20 protein-coding genes are annotated in these 18,455 nt (G+C 69.0%); 9 read left to right on the top strand and 11 right to left on the bottom strand.

The genetic code is table 11. The annotated features are described in order from the left end of the window. Window positions 1-42 precede the first annotated feature (42 nt). The gene (locus ASC79_RS09895; protein ID WP_056025345.1) at window positions 43-1,053 is read right to left on the bottom strand and encodes a LacI family DNA-binding transcriptional regulator; all 1,011 of its coding nucleotides are present in this window, start codon (window positions 1,051-1,053) and stop codon (window positions 43-45) included. A 184-nt stretch (window positions 1,054-1,237) separates the two neighbouring features. On the opposite strand from ASC79_RS09895, the gene ASC79_RS09890 reads away from it, so the two are divergent. The 5 genes from ASC79_RS09890 (at window position 1,238) to ASC79_RS09870 (ending at window position 6,075) form a co-directional block, all read left to right on the top strand. Further along, window positions 1,238-2,515 carry an MFS transporter gene (locus tag ASC79_RS09890; protein ID WP_056025342.1) on the top strand — a complete coding sequence of 426 codons (1,278 nt, stop codon included), beginning with the start codon at window positions 1,238-1,240 and terminating at the stop codon, window positions 2,513-2,515. A gap of 84 nt (window positions 2,516-2,599) precedes the next feature. Further along, window positions 2,600-3,505: a sugar phosphate isomerase/epimerase gene (locus ASC79_RS09885; RefSeq protein WP_235528809.1), complete on the top strand. Its 906-nt coding sequence runs from the start codon at window positions 2,600-2,602 to the stop codon at window positions 3,503-3,505. Further along, window positions 3,505-4,653 (top strand): Gfo/Idh/MocA family protein, encoded by a 1,149-nt coding sequence (locus ASC79_RS09880; RefSeq protein ID WP_056025337.1) that lies wholly within the window; start codon window positions 3,505-3,507, stop codon window positions 4,651-4,653. Before ASC79_RS09885 ends, ASC79_RS09880 begins: the two co-directional genes overlap by 1 nt. Next, entirely contained in the window at window positions 4,650-5,705 is a 1,056-nt protein-coding gene (locus ASC79_RS09875) for a sugar phosphate isomerase/epimerase (RefSeq protein ID WP_056025333.1), read from the top strand. Before ASC79_RS09880 ends, ASC79_RS09875 begins: the two co-directional genes overlap by 4 nt. Window positions 5,706-5,721: 16 nt before the next feature. Then, window positions 5,722-6,075 (top strand): cytochrome c family protein, encoded by a 354-nt coding sequence (locus ASC79_RS09870; protein ID WP_056025330.1) that lies wholly within the window; start codon window positions 5,722-5,724, stop codon window positions 6,073-6,075. A 65-nt stretch (window positions 6,076-6,140) separates the two neighbouring features. On the opposite strand, the gene ASC79_RS09865 is transcribed toward ASC79_RS09870, so the two are convergent. Continuing rightward, window positions 6,141-6,932 (bottom strand): DUF1080 domain-containing protein, encoded by a 792-nt coding sequence (locus ASC79_RS09865; RefSeq protein WP_056025327.1) that lies wholly within the window; start codon window positions 6,930-6,932, stop codon window positions 6,141-6,143. A gap of 183 nt (window positions 6,933-7,115) precedes the next feature. On the opposite strand from ASC79_RS09865, the gene ASC79_RS09860 reads away from it, so the two are divergent. Together ASC79_RS09860 and ASC79_RS09855 are read left to right on the top strand one after the other, a co-directional pair. Next, complete coding sequence (locus tag ASC79_RS09860) at window positions 7,116-8,849, top strand: GMC oxidoreductase (RefSeq protein WP_056025324.1); 1,734 nt, start codon at window positions 7,116-7,118, stop codon at window positions 8,847-8,849. Beyond that, the gene (locus ASC79_RS09855) at window positions 8,849-9,409 is read left to right on the top strand and encodes a gluconate 2-dehydrogenase subunit 3 family protein (RefSeq protein ID WP_056025321.1); all 561 of its coding nucleotides are present in this window, start codon (window positions 8,849-8,851) and stop codon (window positions 9,407-9,409) included. Before ASC79_RS09860 ends, ASC79_RS09855 begins: the two co-directional genes overlap by 1 nt. 3 nt (window positions 9,410-9,412) lie before the next feature. Here ASC79_RS09855 and ASC79_RS09850 read toward each other — a convergent pair whose 3' ends face one another. From ASC79_RS09850 to ASC79_RS09835, 4 genes are all read right to left on the bottom strand, one after another. Further along, a complete protein-coding gene (locus ASC79_RS09850; RefSeq protein ID WP_056025318.1) occupies window positions 9,413-10,114 on the bottom strand; it encodes a DUF3313 family protein in 702 nt (233 codons plus the stop codon). 102 nt (window positions 10,115-10,216) lie between these two features. Next, window positions 10,217-11,080, bottom strand: coding sequence for a bile acid:sodium symporter family protein (locus ASC79_RS09845; protein ID WP_056025315.1), 864 nt, complete (start codon window positions 11,078-11,080; stop codon window positions 10,217-10,219). A 42-nt stretch (window positions 11,081-11,122) separates the two neighbouring features. Further along, on the bottom strand, window positions 11,123-11,728 hold the full coding sequence (locus tag ASC79_RS09840; RefSeq protein WP_056025312.1) for a DUF4136 domain-containing protein: 606 nt from the start codon (window positions 11,726-11,728) through the stop codon (window positions 11,123-11,125). Between the two features lie 151 nt (window positions 11,729-11,879). Further along, window positions 11,880-12,248, bottom strand: a complete 369-nt coding sequence (locus tag ASC79_RS09835) for a DUF1622 domain-containing protein (protein ID WP_056025774.1) — start codon at window positions 12,246-12,248, stop codon at window positions 11,880-11,882. Between the two features lie 227 nt (window positions 12,249-12,475). Here ASC79_RS09835 and ASC79_RS09830 point away from each other — a divergent pair, with 227 nt between their 5' ends. Both ASC79_RS09830 and ASC79_RS09825 read left to right on the top strand, forming a co-directional pair. After that, a complete protein-coding gene (locus ASC79_RS09830; protein ID WP_056025309.1) occupies window positions 12,476-12,664 on the top strand; it encodes a hypothetical protein in 189 nt (62 codons plus the stop codon). Continuing rightward, the gene (locus tag ASC79_RS09825) at window positions 12,661-13,440 is read left to right on the top strand and encodes a hypothetical protein (RefSeq protein ID WP_056025307.1); all 780 of its coding nucleotides are present in this window, start codon (window positions 12,661-12,663) and stop codon (window positions 13,438-13,440) included. Before ASC79_RS09830 ends, ASC79_RS09825 begins: the two co-directional genes overlap by 4 nt. Here the strand turns inward: ASC79_RS09825 and ASC79_RS09820 are convergent. From ASC79_RS09820 to ASC79_RS09800, 5 genes are all read right to left on the bottom strand, one after another. After that, complete coding sequence (locus ASC79_RS09820) at window positions 13,437-14,342, bottom strand: formylglycine-generating enzyme family protein (protein ID WP_056025304.1); 906 nt, start codon at window positions 14,340-14,342, stop codon at window positions 13,437-13,439. The genes ASC79_RS09825 and ASC79_RS09820 overlap by 4 nt on opposite strands. 328 nt (window positions 14,343-14,670) lie before the next feature. Beyond that, a complete protein-coding gene (locus ASC79_RS09815; protein WP_056025301.1) occupies window positions 14,671-15,744 on the bottom strand; it encodes a BamA/TamA family outer membrane protein in 1,074 nt (357 codons plus the stop codon). A 5-nt stretch (window positions 15,745-15,749) separates the two neighbouring features. After that, on the bottom strand, window positions 15,750-16,328 hold the full coding sequence (locus tag ASC79_RS09810; protein ID WP_056025298.1) for a hypothetical protein: 579 nt from the start codon (window positions 16,326-16,328) through the stop codon (window positions 15,750-15,752). A 13-nt stretch (window positions 16,329-16,341) separates the two neighbouring features. Continuing rightward, window positions 16,342-17,130, bottom strand: a complete 789-nt coding sequence (locus ASC79_RS09805) for a DUF2092 domain-containing protein (protein ID WP_056025295.1) — start codon at window positions 17,128-17,130, stop codon at window positions 16,342-16,344. Continuing rightward, the gene (locus ASC79_RS09800; RefSeq protein WP_056025292.1) at window positions 17,127-18,431 is read right to left on the bottom strand and encodes a DUF1254 domain-containing protein; all 1,305 of its coding nucleotides are present in this window, start codon (window positions 18,429-18,431) and stop codon (window positions 17,127-17,129) included. Before ASC79_RS09800 ends, ASC79_RS09805 begins: the two co-directional genes overlap by 4 nt. Window positions 18,432-18,455 lie beyond the last annotated feature (24 nt).

Below are 18,455 nucleotides of genomic sequence, written 5' to 3'. Positions count from 1 at the left end.
GACGCGGAAGCGACAGCGGCGCGGATTTCGGGGCGGCGGCCTCTAAACCGCTGAGGGCGGGGCGGTGCTGGAGCGGACGATGAGGCGGTGGGGGAGGGTCACCTGCTGGAGCGTGGTGGCGCGGCCGGAGAGGATGTCGAGCAGCAGGCGCACGACCTCGTGGCCGATCTCGTCCATTGGCTGGCTGACGGTGGTGAGCTGGGGGGCGAGGTACTCGGCGAAGCGGATGTCGTCGAAACCGACCAGAGAGACGTCACGCGGGCAGTTGAGGTCGCGGCGGCGGATCGCCTCCAGCGCGCCCATGGCCATCTCGTCGCTGAAGCAGAAGATCGCGGTCGGGCGGCGGGGCTTGTTGAGCAGGGCGCCGGCCTGGCGCAGGCCGGACTCGATGGTGAAGTCGCCGGTGACCACCTGCAGCGCCCCGGCGTGGCCGTGGCGCTCGGCGGCGGCGCGGACACCGGCCAGGCGGTCGGCGCTGAGCGGGCTGGCGAGCGGGCCGGTGATGACGCCGACGCGGGTGTGACCCAGGCCATAGAGGTGATCCATCACCTCGCTGGCCGCGCCGCTGTTGTCGATGTGGGCGCTGGCGACGCCGAGGTCGGGGGCGAACTCGCAGCCGTTGACGATGGGCGTGCGCAGCCCCATCGCCGCGACCATGTCGACCAGGGTGTCGGGCAGGCGATGGCCCAGGAAGATCAGGCCGTCGGCCTCCTTGCGGCGGAGCATGGTGGCGTACTGCTCCTCGCGCTCCTCCTGGTGGCGGGTGTCGCCGAGCAGCACCGAGTAGCCGGCGGCGTGGGCGGCCTCCTCGACGCCGCGGATGACCCGTGAAAAGAACGGGTTCGAGATGTCCGGCACGGTGACCAGGATCTTCTCGGTGCGCAGGGTACGCAGGCTCTTGGCCGCGAAGTTCGGCTCGTAGCCGAGGCGGTTGACCGCCTCCATCACCTTCTGCCGGGTGCCTTCCAGAACGAGTTCGGGGGCGCTGAACACCCTGGAGACCGTCGCGGTGGAGACCCCCGCGTCGCGGGCGACATCTTGAATGGTAGGCATCGGCGCGACACTGGCGAGAAGCCGACCTCATTTCAAGGCGCAGGTTGGCCAGGGAGGCCCGCACATTGCAGTTGCCGCACGATAGGGCGGCTGTTATCGATGATTTCGATTACATCAGCGCGAGCGGCGGCCGATTCAGGGCCGTAAACGCCGCCGTGAGAGCCGGTCGGGGAGGGCCAGGAAGATGACCACCAACGTGCGGCTGTTCCTGATGATGGTGCTGCAGCTCGCCATCTGGGGCGCGTGGGCGCCCAAGCTGTTCCCCTACATGACCATGCTGGGCTTCGAGCCCTGGCAGCAGTCGCTGGTCGGCAGTTCCTGGGGCGTGGCGGCCCTGGTCGGGATCTTCTTCTCCAACCAGTTCGCGGACCGCAATTTCTCGGCCGAGCGGTTCCTGGCGGCGAGCCACCTGATCGGCGGCCTGGCCCTGGTGGGCGTGGCGTTCTCGACCAGCTTCTGGCCGTTCTTCGCCTGCTACCTGATCTACAGCCTGCTCTATGTGCCGACGCTGTCGGTTTCGAACTCGATCGCCTTCGCCAACCTGCGCGATCCGGCGGCTGACTTCGGGGCCGTGCGGATGGGCGGCACGGTCGGCTGGGTGATGGTCAGTTGGCCGTTCGTGTTCCTGCTGGGCGCGCATGCGACCGCAGATCAGGTGCGCTGGATCTTCCTGGTGGCGGCGGCCGTCTCCTTCGTCGCCGCGGCCTACTCCCTGACCCTGCCGCACACGCCGCCGCGCAAGGATGCGCCGGGGATCGATAAGCTGGCCTGGCGCCGGGCGCTGACCCTGCTGGGAACGCCGTTCGTGCTGGTGCTGTTCATCGTCACCTTCATCGATTCCGTGATCCACAACGGCTACTTCGTGGTCTCGGACGCCTTCCTCACGGACCGCGTCGGCATCGCCGGCAACCTGTCGATGGTGGTGCTGAGCCTGGGCCAGGTGGCCGAGATCCTGACCATGTTCCTGCTGGGCCGGGTGCTGATCCGGCTGGGCTGGAAGGTGACGATGATCGTCGGCATCCTGGGCCATGCGGCGAGGTTCGCGGTGTTCGCCTTCTTCGCCGACAGCATCCCGGTGATCGTGGCCGTGCAGCTGCTGCACGGGATCTGCTACGCCTTCTTCTTCGCCACCGTGTACATCTTCGTCGATGCGGTGTTCCCCAAGGACGTGCGCTCGAGCGCCCAGGGGCTGTTCAACCTGCTGATCCTGGGGGTCGGCAATGTGGTGGCGAGCTTCCTGTTCCCGGCGCTGATGGGCCGCCTGACGACCAGCGTCACCGGCGCCGACGGCGTGGCGCGCACGGGGGTCGATTATCCGGCCCTGTTCATGGTGCCGACGGGTCTGGCGCTGGCGGCGGTGGTGCTGCTGGCCCTGTTCTTCCGTCCGCCGACCCGCGGACCGGTCGCCGCCGAGCCGGCCGGCGACCAGCCCCTGACAACCAGCATCGCCGCGCCGCACTGACGGCTGCGCGAGAAGGAGACCGAGATGACACAAGGATTTCAGCGGCGCAGTGTGCTGGCGGGACTGGCAGGAATGGGAGCGGTCATGACTGGATATGCGACGAGTGCGAACGCGGCGGCAGGCCCGTTCTTCAAGCGCCACGACCTGCCGATCGGGCTGCAGCTCTATACGCTGGGCCCGGACGCGGCGAAGGACCTGGACGGCACCCTGGCCCAGGTGGCCAAGATCGGTTACCGCGACATCGAGCTGGCCGGTCTGCTGGGCAGGACCGCGGCGGACATGAAGGCGGCGATGGATCGCGCCGGGCTGACCACCAGCAGCGCCCACATCCAGGGGCGGGCGATGGGCGCGCAGAGCTTCAGCGGCGACCTGGCCAAGCTGGCCGACGACCTTAATGTGCTGGGCGTCAAGTCGGCGGTGATGCCGCTGTTCTACATTCCCGACCGCTTCGAGCTGAAGCCGAACGAGGGCGAGAACGGCGCGGCGTTCCTGAGCCGGATGGCCGGCCAGATGACCGTCGACGACTGGAAGTGGAACGCCGACTTCCTGAACAAGAAGGGCGAGGCGCTGAAGAGCGCCGGCATCGCCGTCGGCTATCACAACCACAACAACGAGTTCGCGCCGGTCGGCGGGACGACCGGCATGGACATCCTGCTGAAGGAGACCGACCCGGCGCTGGTGACGTTCGAGATGGACGCCGGCTGGGTCATGGCCGCCGGGTACGACCCGTTCGCGCTGCTGAAGCAGCACAAGGGCCGCTTCACCCTGATGCATGTGAAGGACATCAAGGCGAGCACCACGGCGAACTTCGCGCTGAAGCAGGACCCGACCGAGGTCGGCAGCGGCATGATCGACTGGAAGAAGCTGCTGCCGGCGGCCTATGACTCGGGCGTGCGCCACTTCTTCGTCGAGCAGGAGGCGCCGTTCGCCCATCCGCGCATCGAGTCCACGAAGATCAGCCACGACTACCTGGCGAGCGTGGTCGCTTGATGACGCATGGAGTTCCCCTGCGGCTGGCGATGGTCGGCGGCGGTCCCGGCTCGTTCATCGGCCCGGTGCACCGCATGGCCGCCGAGCTGGACGGCGCGATCGCGCTGACCGCAGGGGTGTTCAGCCGCGATGCGGGCAAGAGCGCCCAGGCCGCCCAGGCCTGGGGCGTGGCGCCGGACCGGGTCTATGGCGACTATCGCCAGATGCTGGAGGCCGAGGCCGCCCGCCCCGACGGGGCGCAGCTGGTGGCGGTCGTGACGCCCAACCACCTGCACTTCGAGGTGGCGGCCGCGGCGCTGCGGGCCGGGATGCATGTGATCAGCGACAAGCCGGCGACCCTGAACCTTGCGCAGGCGCAGGACCTGGCGGGCGTGGTGGCGGCGTCGGGCCGGCTGTACGGCCTGACCTTTGTCTACACCGGCTATCCGATGGTCCGCGAGGCGCGCGAGATCGTCGCCCGCGGCGACCTGGGCGCGGTGCGCAAGATCATCGTCGAGTACTCGCAGGGCTGGCTGTCGCGGCCGATCGAACGCGAGGGCGACAAGCAGGCCGGCTGGAGGGCCGACCCGGCCCAGGCCGGGGTGGGCGGGGCGATTGGCGACATCGGCGTGCACGCGTTCAACCTGGCCGAGTTCGTGAGCGGGGCGCGGGTCGAGCGGCTGTGCGCCGATCTCGCCGCCGTGGTGCCGGGCCGGACGCTGGACGACGACTGCAACGTGCTGCTGCGCTTTGGCGGCGGGGCGCGCGGGGTGCTGATCGCCTCGCAGATCTCGGCGGGCGCGCGCAACGGCCTGACCATCAAGGTCTATGGCGAGAAGGGCGGCCTGACCTGGTCGCACGAGCGCCACACCGAGCTGGTCGTCGACTGGCTGGACGGGCCGACCCAGATCCTGCACGCGGCCTCGGGTTACCTGGGGCAGGCGGCGCAGGCCGGCTCGCGCATCCCGACCGGACATCCCGAAGGCTTCATCGAGGCCTTCGCCAACATCTATCGTGACTTCGCGGGCGCCGTCGCCGCCGGGGCGCCGGGCGCGGGTCTGGTCCCGGACATCGGCGAGGGCGTGCGCAGCATGGCCTTCGTCGAGCGCGCGGTGAGCGCCAGCGCCGCCGGCCAGGGCTGGGTCGCGCTGTCAGGAGACGCCGCATGAAGACGCTCAAAGGTCCCGGGATCTTCCTGGCCCAGTTCATCGGCGCCGAGCCGCCGTTCGACAAGCTGGACACGATGGCCAAGTGGGTCGCGTCGATGGGCTATGTCGGCGTGCAGATGCCGACCGGCGGGGCGGACTCGTTCTTCGACCTGGCGCGGGCCGCCGAGAGCCAGACCTATTGCGACGAGGTCGCCGGGGTGCTGGCCGAGCACGGCCTGGTGATCACCGAGCTGTCGACCCACCTGCAGGGCCAGCTGGTCGCCGTGCATCCGGCCTATGATGAGCTGTTCGACGGCTTCGCGCCGCCGGAGCTGCGCGGCAAGCCGGCCGAGCGGCAGGCCTGGGCGGTGGGGCAGGTCAAGGCCGGGGCGATCGCCAGCCGGCGGCTGGGGCTGAAGGCGCATGCGACGTTCTCGGGCGCGTTGGCCTGGCCGTACTTCTATCCGTGGCCGCAGCGGCCGGCGGGCCTGGTGGAGGAAGCCTTCGCCGAGCTGGGCCGCCGCTGGCGCCCGATCCTCGACGCCTACGAGGAACAGGGCGTCGACGTCTGCTACGAGATCCATCCGGGCGAGGACCTGCACGACGGGGCGACCTTCGAGCGGTTCCTGGACGAGGTGGGCGGGCACGCGCGGGCCAATATCCTCTATGACCCGAGCCACCTGCTGCTGCAGCAGCTGGATTATCTGGGCTACATCGACCGCTATCACGAGCGCATCCGCGCCTTCCACGTGAAGGACGCCGAGTTCCGGCCGGACGCGCGCTCGGGCGTCTATGGCGGCTACCAGGGCTGGGTCGAGCGGCCGGGCCGGTTCCGCTCGCTGGGCGACGGGCAGATCGACTTCAAGGCGATCTTCTCGAAGATGGCGCAGTACGACTATGACGGCTGGGCGGTGCTGGAGTGGGAGTGCGCGCTGAAGCACCCCGAGGACGGCGCGCGCGAGGGCGCCAAGTTCATTCGCGACCACATCATCCGCGTCACCGAGCGGGCGTTCGACGACTTCGCCGGCAGCGCCCCCGACGGCGATCGCAACCGGCGGCTGCTCGGCCTGTAAGCCTGGAGTTTTCAGCATGAGATTGGCGATCATCCTGGCCGCGAGCCTGGCGGCGGGCGCGGCGTCGGCCGCGCCTTCGGGCGAGGCGGTGTTCAAGCAACGCTGCGCGGTCTGCCATTCGATCGCACCGGCGCCGGGCAAGATGGGGCCGCCGCTGGCCGGCGTCGCCGGGCGCAAGGCTGGGACGCTGCCCGGCTATGCCTACAGCGCGGCGATGAAGAGCTCGAAGCTGGTCTGGAACGCGGCCACGCTCGACGCTTACCTGAAGGCGCCGGCCAAAAGCGTGCCTGGCACCAAGATGCTGGTCGGCGCGCCGGACGCCGTCCAGCGCGCGGCGCTGGTCGAGTATCTGGGCGCGATGAAGAACTGACGGGCGGGCCATCGCCTGCTGTCGTCCGGTCTTCGGCCGGTGGCCGAAACCGGATGACATTGGAGTCAGCGCAGCTCCTGCACCTCGATGTCCTTGAACTCGATGGGGTGGCCCTCGCTCTGCAGGGCGATGTAGCCCTCGGTCTTGGCGTGGTCGGCGAAGTAGGGGCGGGCGACGGCGGCGAAGCTGTCGGTCGGGTCGAGGGCGACGTCGGCGTACTGGTGGACCACGGCGCCGTCGATCTTCTGGGTGACCTGGCCGCTCGGCAGCACCTCGAGCTCGAGGCTGGTCCAGGTCCCGTTGGCGATGGTGGGCGCGGTCTTGGAGGGAACGCAGTGTTCCTTGGCCTTCACGCCGTCGAAGGCGATGCTGGTCCCGGGCGTGCAGACCGCGCCGGTGGGGCGGTGGCCTTCGCCGTCGCGTCCAAGGATCTGGAACTCGACCGACATGGGGAAGGGCTGGGCCAGGCTCATGCTCTGCGGGCTCTGGCTGGCGAACATCACGCCGCTGTTGCTGCGCGCCCAGGCCGGGGTGTCGGGCAGGGCCGGATCGAGCACCCGGTAGTTCAGCCGCAGGCGGTAGGCGCTGAACGGGGTCTTGTAGAACAGATGGCCGAAGCGGCCGCCGAATTTGCCGTCATAGCCGGCGTACGAGACGCGTATGGCGCCGTCCTGGACGACGAAGGTCTGAGCGAAGTTCTCGCCCACGGGAAAGCCGGCGATCTTGGGCGTCCAGCCATCGAGCGTGCGGCCGTCGAAGATCGGGCGCCACGCCGCCTTGTCCTGCGCCTGAGATTGGCCCGCGAACGACAGGGCGGTCACAAGACAGCATAGCGCGGTCAGGCGGCGTAAGTGCATGGGGTTCCCTCCCGATGGATGTGGACGCGCGTTCCGGCGTTCCCTTGTCTGCTTGCAATGTAACCCATTTCATGGAACCTGGGAGCCTGAAAAGGCGCAGTCGGGCCGCGAAGCGATTCATCGTGGACGGGTGCGCAATAAGCCGGGCGGATCGCGCCGCCGGGCGTGTGCTAGGGGGGAGACATGGCCAATCTGAGCGGCCGTTCGCGCCAGGAAAACACCTATGACGCCATCGTCGTCGGCAGCGGCATCACCGGCGGCTGGGCCGCCAAGGAGCTGACGGAAAAGGGTCTGAAGACCCTGGTCCTGGAGCGCGGGCCGATGGTCCGGCACCTGGAGGACTATCCGACGGCGATGACCGATCCGTGGGACACCAAGTACCCGCAGGGCAAGCTGCCGGCCTCGCAGTTGAAGGCCACCTATCCCGTCCAGTCGCGGACCGGCTACACGATCACCGAGTACACCAAGCACTTCTTCGTCCGCGACGACGAGAACCCGTACACCGAAGAAGCGCCGTTCGACTGGATCCGCAGCTATCAGGTGGGGGGGCGATCGCTGACCTGGGGCCGGCAGAGCTATCGCCACAGTCCGATGGACTTCGAGGCCAACGCCCGTGACGGGATCGCGGTCGACTGGCCGATCCGCTACGAGGACCTGGCTCCCTGGTACGACTATGTGGAGCGCTTCATCGGCGTCTCGGGCGCCAAGGAGGGGCTGGCGCATCTGCCGGACGGCCAGTTCCAGCCGCCGATGGAGATGAACTGCGTCGAGACCGCCTTCAAGTCGCGGGTCGAGGGCCGGTTCGCCGAGCGGCGGATCACCATGGGGCGCACGGCGCACCTGACCGAGCCGACCGAAGAGCAGCTGAGCCTGGGGCGCAGCAAGTGCCAGCACCGCAACATGTGCATGCGCGGCTGCCCGTTCGGCGGCTACTTCAGCTCGAACTCGGCGACGCTGGTGGCGGCCGAGCGCACGGGCAATCTGAACCTGCGGCCGAACTCGATCGTGACGTCGCTGATCTATGACGCCAAGGCCGGCAAGGCGAGCGGGGTGCGGATCCTCGACGCCGAGACCCTGAAGGAAGAGGAGTTCTACGCGGAGGTGATCTTCCTCTGCGCCTCGGCTCTGAACTCGACGTGGATCCTGATGAACTCGACGAGTTCGCGGTTCGAGAACGGCTTTGGCAACGGCAGCGACCAGCTCGGCCGCAACGTGATGGATCACCACTTCCGGGTCGGCGCCAAGGCCGACGTCGAGGAGTTCGCCGACAAGTACTATTCGGGCCGGCGGCCGAACGGGATCTATGTGCCGCGCTTCCGCAACCTGGGCGATGCGGCGACCGCGCGGAAGGACTTCATCCGCGGCTATGGCTACCAGGGCGGCGCCTCGCGGCCGACCTGGGACCGCGACCTCGGCGGCGAGGGCTTCGGCGCGAGCCGCAAGGCCGCGCTGACCCAGCCGGGGCCGTGGATCATGTCGCTGGGGGCCTTCGGCGAGATGCTGCCCTATGCGGACAACCGCGTGACGCTGAACCAGGCGGTGAAGGACAAGTACGGCCTGCCGACCTTGTCGGCGAAGGTGACGATCCGCGACAACGAAAAGGCCATGCGTAAGGACATGCAGGCGGCCGCGGTCGAGATGCTGGAGGCCGCCGGATTCAAGAACGTGCAGGCCGCCGACATGGGCTATTCGCCGGGTCTGGGCATTCACGAAATGGGTACGGCGCGGATGGGCCGCGATCCGAAGACCTCGGTGCTGAACGCGCACAACCAGGTCCACGAGTGCAAGAACGTCTACGTCACCGACGGCGCGGCGATGACCTCGGCCTCGTGCGTGAACCCGTCGCTGACCTACATGGCGCTGACCGCCCGGGCGGTCGATCACGCGGTGCAGGCCAAGCGGAAGGGAGAGCTGTGATGCTGAATCGACGCGACGCTTTCCGGGGCCTGGCCCTGACCATGGGCATGGTGTCGGTCGGCTTCGCCGGCCCGGTGGCCGCGGCCCTGCCGCCGCTGGCCTGGACGCCCACGGCGCTCGACGCCGAGCAGGCGCGCGCGCTGGACGCCATCGCCGAACTGATCGTGCCCAAGACCGACACGCCGGGCGCCCGCGAGGCGAAGGTTCCGCAGTTCGTCGACCGCACCATCGCCACCTACCTGCCGCCCGCGCAGGCCGACCTGTTGAAGGCCGGGCTGACGCAGGTGGACGCCGACGCGCGGGCCGCGCACGGCGTTGTGTTCGCGGCGCTGAAGCCGGAGCAGCAGGCGCAGATCCTGACGCGGTACGACCAGGAGGCCGCCGCCGCCCGCAAGGCGTGGAAGCCGCGGCACTTCTTCTCGGTGCTGAAGGAGTACGTGACGATCGGCTACTTCACGTCCGAGCCAGGGGCGACGCTGGCGCTGAACTACGACCCGGTGCCGGGCGAGTATCGCGGCTGCGTGCCGCTGGCGGAGATCGGCCGCGCCTGGGCGCAGTAGCCGCTAGCGTGCAGCCGTCGGGTTGTCCGGGATCGGCGACATGGCCTTCAGTTCGGCCATGGCCTCAATGCTGATCTTGGCCCAGCGCTGGAACAGCTCGGTGAAGTCGGCGCGGTTGGTGACGCTGTTGCGCATGAACGGCCCGGTGTCGCCGGCGATGCGGGAGTCGACCGCGCGGCCGAGAAGGGCGCCGGTCTCGGAGTCGCGCACTTCGATCACGACGGTGGCCGAGCCCGCCTCGTCGCTGAAGGTGCGCGAGCGCCCGGCGGTGGGGCGGTCAGGCGCGGCGACGTAGAGGTTGGCGACGCCCGTGCGCACGCGCAGGACGTCGGGACCCGGGGCCGTGACGACCTGATAGCCGGCGTCGTTGTAGGCCTTGATGAACACCTTCTCGAAGCCCGTGCGGGCCGCATCGAGCATCTTCTGGGCGTCGTCCTTGTCGATGCGCTGGGAGAGGTCCATCGCTTCGTTGTTGTAGTCGCGGACCCAGTTCTTGCGGAACGCGACCTCGGTCGGGTCCATCATGACCTTGGTGTAGACGCGGAAATCCGAGCCCGGCAGCACGTAGGCCGCATCGAACCGCTTGGATTTCACGTTGCTGAGGCCGTCCCAGGTGGCGGGCGGCGAGGCGGCGAGCGCCTGGGGAACTGCGCTCCCGAGCAGGCAAAGGGCGGCGAGCGCGGTGACGACGACACGGCGGGTCATGGTGGGGGCTCCCTGACGAAAGTTCAGCGTCACAATGCGCCCGGCGCCCGGAGGCCGATATCAGTGCAAACCCGCAATGGGCCGTAGGCGAACCGCGAGGGCTCAGGCCGGGCGCGCGGCCGGATAGCGGTGCTTGAACCAGACTGCGTAGAACGCCCCGAGGATCATGCTGACCAGCAGGTAGAGCAGCACGGCGGCGGTGACGCGTTTGTCGTCGAAGGCGGTGTTGGCGATCAGCATGGCGATGCCGGGATGGCGGACGGAACTGGCCACCGCGAGGGTCCCGCGGTCGTAGTCGGCAGGGCCGCCGAGCAGATGGCCGCCGATCAGGGTGATCAGGGTGAGCGCCGCCATCGCCACCATGGCCCCGTCGCCGATCAATTGCCGAAGCGCCGGCCAGATCGCCGCGAGAATGGGCGCGAAGACCAGCACGACCAGCAGCATGCTCAGCCTGTAGACCCAGGGAGCGGCGCGCTCGGCGAAGTCTGGGGCGATGCGCCGGACGATCATGCCCAGGGCCAGGGGGACCAGGACGCCGGTCGCGACGGTGGAGGCGATGAGGTGGAACGGCAGCATCCTGCCGTGGCCGAAGATGCGCGCGGCCAGGTCGAAGACCAGCGGCACCGCGACGATGGTCAGCAGCGCCATGGCGACATAGACGCCGTAGGCGTACTCCTTGCGCGCGCCGATCTTGAGCTCCTTGCCCGGCACCAGCGGCGGGACGGGCGATATCGCCATCAGCATGAGCCCGGCTTTCACCACCGGTTCGAGCGGCAGGAGCCAGACCAAGGCGGCGGCGGCGAGCGGCGGGATGATCATGACCGCCAGAACGGCCTTGGCCAGCAGGGCCGGCCGCCGGATCACATAGAGGAGGTCGCTCACCCGGGCCTTGAGGCCGACTGTCAGCACCAGGCCGGCGAGGCTGAGGGTGAGCAGGAGGGGCAGGATCTGCTTGATGGCTTCCATGGTCCAGCCGCCTCCGCGGCCTACAGGGGGAACGAGGTCAGGTCAGGGAAGGCTTCTGACCATGTCGGTGAAGATGGCGCTGACCCCGGCCTGGTTGGCGTCGCTCTGATCGAGCCGCTTCTGCGAGGTGGCGCGCCAGGCGAGCTTGCCGCTGGCCCGGTCTATGAGGTCCAGCATCACGGTGCCTTCGACGTAGTTGATGTTGCGGACATCGACGTCCATCGGCGGGCCGTACATGCCCCAGCCGAAGCCGCCGATGCAGCCGCGGATGCCGCAGGCGGCGGGGCCGCGGGTCGGACCGCCGAAGGTGTCCACCCGCGTCTCGGTCCGGTTCTGCAGGCCGATATGGTACTGAACCAGTAAGGCCGCGGACGCGGGATCAGAGACCTGACGATAGCCCCGGGCCGCCAGCGCGCCCTCGACGGCGGCCTTGACCCGGTTCTGAATGATGTCGTTGTCGATCCGTGGATCGCCTGATCCTGGCTGCGCGCCCGGCGCCCAGGCCCAGCTCGAGCCAGGCACGACGGCGACCGCGTCGCTCTTGAGAACGGAAACCTGGCCGCCGGGGCTTTCGCACGCCGCCAGGGTCAGGGAGGCGGCCGCGAGGCTCGCGCTGAGGGCCAGGGATTTCAGGACGCCGCTACGCATTGGAGCTTTCCCATCTGTCGATCCGAACCGAGGCCTCGCCTCGTTGCGGAAATGTCCGACCCCGGCCCGCAGGCGCCAATCAGGTCAAACCCTCGGCTGAGCTTAAGGGGCGGCTGACGCCCCGCGCCGGAAGGCGGGAGAGGCCAGCGCCCTACTTCTCGATCTCGGGGGCGGCTTCTTGCCGGGTGAAGGCTTCCAGGTCGCGTTCGAGGAAATAGTTGAGTGCGGTCCGAATGACCGCGATGGCGGCGAGCTGGCCGATGTCGTCCCAGGTCGGGGCGATTGCGGTGCGGGCGATGTCGGCGGCGAGGGCGAACTCCAGCGCCAGGATGATCCAGCGCGCGAAGCGGGTCCAAACCTGCCGTCGCGTGACGGCGGGCGAGGCCGAGGACGAGGACGCAACCATGTAGCGCCCCGCCAGGTAGACGCCCTCAAGCACGCCGATGGCGATGCAGAGCACGCAGACCATCTCGGCGATCAGCGCGACGTAGGTGGCCAGTTCTTGGAGGACGGCTTCCATGGGGGCAACCAAGCCGAGGTCGGCGAGGCCGACCATCGGGGAAACCCTGACACCGCGGTCCTAGGCGCCGGACGCCTCCGCGCCGTCCGAGGGGACGTGCGACCCGCTTGATGCGCCAAACCCGCGCCCGCTGTCAGGGTTGGACCCGATAGCCGGGGGGGGCGAGCGCGGGTGAAACCGTCAGGCGACATGACGGAGGGCTGTTTGATGCTGGCGAGAGCGACCCCATGAGCGGCAAGTCCCTCAATATCGGCCGCTATCTGCTGGTCGGCGCGGCCTTGGCCTGCATCGCACACCCGGCGGAGGGCCGGACGAGCCTGGGCGCCTCCGGGGTTCGTCACATAGACACCGTCAGCAGCACGCCCGGCGGCGCTACCGCGGGCGGCATGCTCCGGCTGGGGAGAGCGCCGGCATGAAGTTCATCGCAATGATGGGAGCGGCCGTGATGGCCGCGCCCGGCCTGGCCGCCGCCCAGGATTCCGACGCCGATCTGGCCAAGAAGCTGGCCAACCCGGTGGCGGACCTCGTCAGCCTGCCGTTCCAGTTCAACTATGACTGCTGCTACGGCCCCGCGGACGGCGAGCGGGTGACGCTGAACATCCAGCCGGTGGTTCCCATTCACCTGACCGAGGACTGGAACCTGATCGTTCGGACGATCGTGCCGATCGTCTCGCAGACGCAGACGACGCCGGCCGGGGGCGATGCGCTGGGGTTCGGCGACACCCTGCAGACCTTCTTCTTCTCGCCGAAGACGCAGGGGACGACGGTAGGCTTCGGTCCGGCGGTATTCTACCCGACGGGGACCGACGGGCTCGGGTCGGGCCAATGGGCGGCGGGACCGGCGGGTCTGGTTCTCAAGCAGGACGGCCACATGACCTATGGCGTCCTGGCGACGCAGCTCTGGTCGCTGAGCGATGCGGAAAGCAACGAAGAGACCAACTCCACCCTGCTTCAGCCGTTCTTCAACTACACGTTCCCGAGCACTACAGGCATCGTGTTCAATCTGGAGAGCACCTACGACTGGACGCGCGAGCAGTGGACCGTGCCGCTGAACGTCGGCGTGACCCACATGTACAAGCTGGGCGAACAGCGCATCCAGGCGGGGATCTTCGGCCGCTACTATGTCGAGAAGCCCGATGGCGGGCCCGACTGGGGCCTGCGCTTCGTGGTGACCTATCTCATCCCGTCCTAGGGGCGGACGATGCAGCGGAAGCCGACGTGGCTGGTCGAGGTGTCCACCGGCTGAGCGTGGCGCGCCGCCGGGCGGTAACGCCGGCAGTAGGAGGGCGCGCAGAGGTGGGAGCCGCCCTTGAGCACCTTGCGCGGGATGCGGATGTCCGGCTGGTTGGGATCATAGCTGGCTTCCAGGGCGGCCTGTGAGCGGCTGGTCGCGCAGCAACCCTTCACCGGCTCGGTCGAATGGGTCGACCACCAGTCGGAGGTCCACTCCCAGGTGTTGCCGATCATGTCGAGCAGGCCATAGCCGTTGGGCGGATAGGAGCCGACCGGCGAGGTTCGGGGCCAGCCGGTCTTGTCCAGGTTCTCGAAGGGGAACTTGCCTTGCCAGGTCTTGGCCATCGGCCGCCCGCCCGGTTCGAAGGCGTCGCCCCAGGCGTAGACCTTGCCGTCGAGCCCGCCGCGGGCGGCGAACTCCCATTCGGCCTCGGTGGGCAGCTCGGCCTGGCGCCATTGGGCGAAGGCCTCGACGTCGGCCCAGGCGACGTGGACCACGGGGTGGTCATCGAGGCCCTCGAGCGAGCTGTCTGGGCCATAGGGATGGCGCCAGTCGGCGCCGGGGGTGTAGCGCCACCAGGCGCGGATGTCGTTCAGCGGCACCGGGCCGGCCGATGGCGTGAACAGCAGCGAGGAGGGGGCGAGCATCGCCGGGTCGGCGCCGGGATAGTCGGCGGGATCGGCGGGGCGCTCGGCGATCGTCACCCAGCCTGTAGCCTCGACGAAGGCCGCGAAGTCGCGATTGGTCACGGGGCGCTCGTCGATCCAGAAGCCGTCCACCTCGACCTGGCGGGTCGGAGCCTCCTCGGCGTAGTGGACGTCAGAGCCCATGCGAAAGGCTCCGCCCGGTATCCAGACCATGCCCGGCCGGGGAGCGTGGCGCGGGCGCGCCTGAGCCTTTCGCTGCATTTGGGGCATTCGGCGGATCCTTGCTGGGGAAGCGGTAGAACGCGATCTCACCATCGGGAACAGCGGTTGGCGATCCGGCGAAACCCTGACAATGCGCCGACGAAAGATAGGCCCCGCGCCTTGGCGCGGGGCCCTGTCCAGGAGGCCGGGCGCCAGGCCCGACTGACGGATCGTTCCCCGGGGGGAGGGGAAGGAGCGTTCCGACAAGGCCATCACACCACTGCGCGATCACCGCCGTGATCAGGTCGGCGCCTCATGTGCGCCGTGGATTACCCGGAGGTCAGAAGGCTTCGCCGATGTAGAAGTAGAAGGCCTGGGAGTCCTCGGCGAAGGCGACGTCGAAGCTGGCGTTGACGCGGTGGGTCTTGGAGGCCTTGAAGCGCAGTCCTACGCCGGCGGCGGGCAGCAGCTTGCCGAGCTTGTCGAATGAGGGGGCGACGCCGCCGACGCCGGCGAAGGCGACCGCGCCGAACCGCCAGAAGAGGTCGCGCCGATACTCGACCTGGACGGAGGCCAGCGTGTGGTCACGGTAGCGGCCTGGATCGTAGCCGCGCAGGTCGTTGTTCTGGCCGAACATGCAGAGATCGTAGAACGGCGCGCCGTCCCCGGAGTCGCAGAGCGCCAGCCGTCCGGCGACGACCGCCTTGTCGGAGAGGGCGTGGTAGGCGTTGGCGGCCAGCTCGAACCGGTTGTAGTCGAAGTCGCTGCCGAGGGTCTTGGACGCGACCAGGAACTGGGCCGTGGCGTAGGCCCCCTTGCGAGGGCCGAACTCGCTGTCGCGGCTGTCGTACTCGGCGGCCAGGCCGAGCGAGGACAGGGCGCTGTCGAGTTCGAACTTCGGCAATTGCAGGTCTGGGAAGGGGATCTCGGAGAGCTCCAACGTCGTCTTGACCGCGACGCCTCGGTAGCGAACCCCGACATAGGTGTGCGGCCGGACCTGAAACAGCGCTTCGGCCAGCAAGCCTGCGGCCTGCTGCTCGATCGGAATGGCGCGGTTGCGCGCGCCCGCGCCGGCGCCGACGCCGTAGAAGTCGAGATGGAAGTCGCCGCCGCCGCCGCCGAGGGTGAGGCGGACGGTGTCGTTGCGGAGGTTGGCTTGCTGGCCGACCGCGACGGCCCAGCTGTGGGTGTCGCTGTACATGCCCCCGACCGCGGTGATCCAGGGCGGGTCGGCCTGGTCGCGCGTGTAGATCCCGAGGGCGGCGACCGCCAGGCCGTTGCCGATCGCCGGATTGGAGACCGGGATGGGCATGGCCACGACGCTGAACGGCTTGGGCGGCTTGGTGGCGAGCGCCTCCTCAGCCAGGGCTGGGGAGGCCAGCGCCAGACAACACGCCAGTACTGTGATGCGCACGGATGCTAGCCGGGACGGTCGACGACCACGTAGACCACGGTGTCGCCTTCGTAACGGGGCGCGTAATAGGTCCCGCCGCACGAGTAGTAGGTGTAGCCGGAGTAGGGGTAGGGCGAGCAGGCCGGCGGCAGCGAGTAGTAGCGCGAGCCGAGCGCGGCGGACGTGACGGCCGCGGCGGTTCCGAAAGCCACGCCGGCGGCGACGGGATGGTAGTCGCGGTCATCCCAGCCCCAGCCGTTGTCGTGGTCGACATTGACGTTGACGTTGTTGCCGACATTGACGTTGCCGGTGTTCACCCGGTTGTTGCCGCCGCGGTTCACATTGCCGGACCGGTTGACGTTGCCGGAGCGGTTCACGTTTCCGGCCGCCGCACGATTGGACGCCGCCGCCCGGTTCGCGCTGGCGTTGGGACGCTGGGCTGGCGCGCGCGCCGCCGCCGGCTTGGCGCCGTGAACGCTGGTCCGCGCCGAGCCGCGCACCTGGTGGCCGCCGCCTCCGCCGCCCGGACGGGCCTCGGCCAGGACGGGGAAAAGCGCCGCAGCCATCACCGCGGCGGCGAGCGAGGTTTTGCCGAACTTTGACATGGCGGATCTCTCCCTATTGGTTCAGCGCGGTGAGACGGATGGGCATCGCGCCTGCCGGCGCCTTGAAGGCGAAGGTCTGGGCGTCGAACGTCGGCTTGAAGTTCCACGTCATGGTGGTGACGAACTGCGGCGAGCTCGGATCGGTGCGGTCGGTGATGACGACCTTGCGCGGGACCGGGGCAGGGCCTTGGGCGATCCAGATCTGCCAATCGAGGTCCGCCTCGCGGAAGGCGTAGTGGTCGGTCGGCGTGCCGGCGATGTTCGCTGGGCCGACGTAGATCGCCTCTTTCACCTCGTCGATGCGACCGCCGCCGGGTTCGCTCCAGCGGAAAAGGTCGGTCAGCGGAAGCTCGATGCCGTAGCGGTCCTTGGCCACGGCGAGAGTCTCGCGGATGGTGGGGGGCGCGTCGACCTGGGCGTAGTACGAGGTGCGCGGCGAGGAGACGGTGAGCTGCTTGCCGTCATAGGTGAACCGGCGGTCCTTGTAGTCGCCGACCCGCTCGATGACGAAGCCGTTCGGCGCGCGAACCTTGTAGGTCGAGCGTTCACCGAACTGCAGGCGCTGCCCATCGTCGAGGACCACGTCGATGGAGCCGTCGGAGACCAGTTCGAAGGCGGTCTGCGTGCCGAGGTAGGCGCTCATGCGCTTGAGGGCTTCGATCGCCTGGGGATCGATGGGGTTGTCGTCATCAGTGGTCGCGGCCTGAGCGGCCGGCGCTGCGCCGGTCGTCTGCTGCGCGAGAGCCGGCGAGGCAAGCAGCGCGCCCGCGGCAAGGGCTGAGAGCCAGGGGAAGTACTTCATTGGGGGGACTCCCGGTTTTCAGGTTTGGAAGAAGGTGTTCGGCGCACGCCGCCGATGCGCTCTGGTGCGGGCGGCGACCAACTCCCGTCGAGAGCCGTGGCCTTTGGCCAGTAGAGCTTGAGGCGCAGCCGCAGGCGCCCCGGCGGCGCGGGCAGCCAGTTCGACTGCGGCGGCTGGGGCTGATGCTCGACGCGGATGGTCAGTGCGCCGTCCGGATCGAGGACCAGGTCGTTGCGGCTGTCGAGATAGTGACGGTCGGGCCGCAGGGCGCCGCTGGGCGCGCGGCTGGCTAGGGTCAGGGTCCAGAAGCCGTCGGTCGGCGGGGTTTCGCCGCGCGGAAAACGCAGGATGTAAGGCTCCGAGCCCATGAGCGGGCGTCCGTCGCTGTCCACGTCGCAGATCCAATGCTGGATGTCCTCTGGCGCGGCGGCGCCCAGGCAAGCCAGGATCGCGGTCGCCGCATCGTCCGCGCCGGGCGTGGCGCGTCTCCAGCCGGCCGTCTCGGACGGCGTATCGGAATGGATCACCCGGCCAAAGCCGTCTGCGACACCGAGAGTCAGCGCATCGCGCAGGGCCTGCTCTTCAGGCAGGTGAAAGGCCAGCCCCGGGGTCATGCCGATTGCGGTCAACGGGGCCGTGTCGCGTCCCTCGTCGGCGGGATAGCGGTCCAGCAGCCGCGCCAGGTGGTGAAACAGCCGGTGGGGACTGAGCGAGGTCAGGGCGTCCAGCGCCGACTGCAGCGGCGCGTCGACCCGGCCGTGCAGCCTGTGCGGGGCTTGCGCGTCGTCCTCCGAGGCGGCGATGGCGAGCTTGGACAGCAGGGCGCGGGCGGCCTCGAGATCGGCGGCGTCGCGCGCGGCGACGCGGATCACCGCCCAGACCAGGTCTGTGTGGGACCGCCGCGCGACAACATCCTCGGGGGCCTCGCCGCGCCACTTCGGTCCGGCCAGCGCCAGGGTGACGCCGCCGCGATGCGTGCGCGGATCGACCCGCGCGATGCGCTCTCCCCAGGCGTCGAACAGCGAGATCGCCCAATGCCGCCCGCCCAGGTCGGGCAGTGACAGCAGGATCGGACCAGCGCTGAGATCGATCCAGGCGCTGGCGCGCACGATCAATTCGTCATCGTCCGCGAGGCCGGGCGCGATGGCGCTGCAATCGTCGGGCAGGGCGAGAATCTGATTCATGCCGACGGGATGCGTGCGGCGCACCGCATCGACCAGCAGCAGCGGAAATCCGAGAACGACGCCATCGGCGGCGGCGCGCCGGACGTCGAATGGATTGGTTTCGAAGTGCGACGCCATGAGTGTGGACGCCTCCTTGTTGAG

Origin of the sequence: Phenylobacterium sp. Root1290, assembly GCF_001425305.1 — a bacterium.
Taxonomy (GTDB): Bacteria; Pseudomonadota; Alphaproteobacteria; order Caulobacterales; family Caulobacteraceae; genus Phenylobacterium.
The sequence above is the reverse complement of the archived record's forward strand: the minus strand, read 5'-3'. Positions and strand labels throughout refer to the sequence as shown.